The organism is bacterium (assembly GCA_040756715.1).
Classification (GTDB): Bacteria; UBA9089; UBA9088; order UBA9088; family UBA9088; genus JBFLYE01.
The window spans coordinates 1-2512 of the sequence record JBFLYE010000182.1 but is presented as its reverse complement, the minus strand read 5'-3'; the positions used below and the strand labels follow the sequence as shown (position 1 = coordinate 2512).

Annotated in this window: 2 protein-coding genes; both read left to right on the top strand. The window is 32.8% G+C overall.

Annotated features, from left to right (window positions below; all coding sequences use genetic code 11):
• Positions 1 to 400 (top strand): hypothetical protein (locus AB1397_06860; GenBank protein ID MEW6482697.1); only part of this gene is annotated, 400 nt, incomplete at its 5' end.
• 70 nt (positions 401 to 470) lie between these two features.
• Positions 471 to 2438, top strand: coding sequence for a DUF2079 domain-containing protein (locus tag AB1397_06855; GenBank protein MEW6482696.1), 1968 nt, complete (start codon positions 471 to 473; stop codon positions 2436 to 2438).
• The last annotated feature ends 74 nt before the right edge of the window (positions 2439 to 2512 follow it).

The following is a 2512-nucleotide window of genomic DNA, read 5'->3' as shown; positions in this document are numbered from 1 at the left end:
GATGATTTTGACATTCCCTGCCTATTGTAGCTTAACCAAACAGGATATTGAGGAGATAAGGAAGATTGTAAAAGAAGAAATTCAGCATGTAGATAAACGGATAGATGGGTTAGATAAACGGATAGATGACCTTGATAATAAAATGAGCCAAAGGATAGATGATATGAATACAGGTCTAAATGCAAGGATAGATTCCTTACAAAACCTTCTTTATGTCATTCTAGCTGGTATCTTTGGCTTGGTTGGCTTTGTCCTCTGGGATAGAAGGTCTGCCCTTGCCCCTGCTGTTAGAAAGGCAAAGGAGCTTGAAGAAAGGGAAGAAAAACTTGAAAGGGTAATTCGCGAATTTTCATTAAAAGAGCCAAGGCTTGCCGAGGTTGTAAGGGCGGTTGGGCTTTAAGTATTGCTTCTGGATAACAAACCCTATTTTTACTTGCCTTTTTGATTAACCGCGATATATAATGGGATTTATGAAAAGGAAGAAATCTAGGCAAGCCAATCAGGATAAAAAAGGCATTTGGATAATTACTCTGGGCAATGCCTTATTGATTGCGGGATTTTTTCTTTATAAAAATATCCCTTTTTCTATCTGGAAGCTCTTTTTTCTTATCTTTTTAGTAAGCAGCTTTGTCTTTCTTAATACCCAATTGCTTAATTTAAACAAAGATATTCCAAAGATTGCAACTTGGCTTATTCTTCTTTTTTTAACCTTTCTTTATATTGCCATCTATTCCTATCTTTCTGTTATCCAATACAATGGGTTCTTTACAGGACATTTTGATCTAGCATATTTTGATCAGATTATTTGGAATGCTCTTCATGGAAGGTTTTTTGATCCTTCCCTATTGGGTTATAATTTCCTTGGTGAGCATTTCTCTCCTATGCTTTTTATCTTTGTTCCATTTTATGCTTTATGGCAAGACCCAAGGATGCTTTTTATCCTACAAAGTCTATTCCTTGGATTAGGAGCAATTCCTATATTCTTGATTGCAAGGGATAAGCTACAACACAACCTTTTAAGTTTATCATTGTCATTTGTTTATCTTCTCCATCCCTTTCTTACAAGGGTAGTTCTTTTTGAATTTTATGAAATTTGCCTGGCTCCTTTCTTTATCTCTCTTTGCTTCTATTTCCTTCAGAGAAGAAATTGGATTGCCTATTTTGTCTTTTTATTTTTTTCTTTAATGATTAAAGAAGAGATTTCACTTATAGTAATGACTTTTGGTATCTATAGTTTCTTTAAAAAAAGCAGAAAGATAGGAGTAGCTACATTTTTATTGGGAATATTTTGGGCTTGTCTCTCGCTAGGTATATTGATTCCTAAGATTAGAGCAGCAACTAGCCATGGATTAGAAAAATCCTATAAACATTTTGGAAGATATGGTGCTTTTGGCTTGACTCCTAAAGAGGCTATAAAAAACCTTGTTTTTAAACCTCATAAGACTTTAATAAAGGCACTTTCCCCATATATTGATAAAAAATTAACTAATCTTTTTGCTCTTATTTTTTCTTCTTCTGTTTTTTCTATTATGGGAATTGAAATATTCTTTTTAGTCCTTCCTGTTGTTCTTCTTCACTTTTTATCTTCTTGGGGTCCTCAATATCTTTTGACTTGGCAATATCCAGCCTCTATTATTCCTTTTACAGTAATTTCATCTACTTATGGCTTGTCTTTTTTATTAAAAAAATTAAAAAATCAGCACCTTCACTTTGGATTCTTTCTTTATTTCTTATCAATAGCTATTCTTTCAAATTACTTTTTTGGCTTAAGGGCTTTAAATCAAAAATCAGGAACTGTCCACCATGCTTTCTCTTATGATTCTACCAACCATAAAACCTTCCTCTCATTTCCAAAAGAGAATCTAATATATTATTACAAGACAAAAGAAGAAAGAAAGATATTTGGGGTGTTAAAAAAGATAATTCCCAAAGAAAGGTCTCTTTCTGTTAAAGATAACCTCCTTGCCCATTTTTCTCATCAGAAAGCCTCTCTTTATTCTTTTCCTAACATTGAAAAGGCAGATTATATAATTATAAATTCTTATGGCATTGACAAATGGGTAGTGTCTTGGGAAAATCCTGAAGAATACAACAGAATTTTAGGTAATATTTGGAAACATAGAGAATTTAAACCATTTTTCGCTCTTTCTATAACTGAAGGAGGAATTGGAATTTTTGGAAAAGAGATTTATAGAGAAGAAATAATCAAAAGGGCAGAGGGTTTAGTAAAGTCTAATCCTTCACAGGAGACATATTGTGTATTAGGATCAATATATTTCTATAGCAACAGGCTTAAAGAGGCAAAAGAAAGTATTATGAATGCTTTAAAGCCTGATCCAAATAATCTTTATGCCAAACAGATGCTTGAGGAATGTAAAAAAGTGATTGACAAGTCATTTTCGCCAAAAATTTTCTCTCCATATCAAAACCTCAAGTAATTGCCCCATAATACATATATTATCCTAAGTTTTGTAGTGCCGACTATCAAAAAATCCCTTGACATATTTGGAAT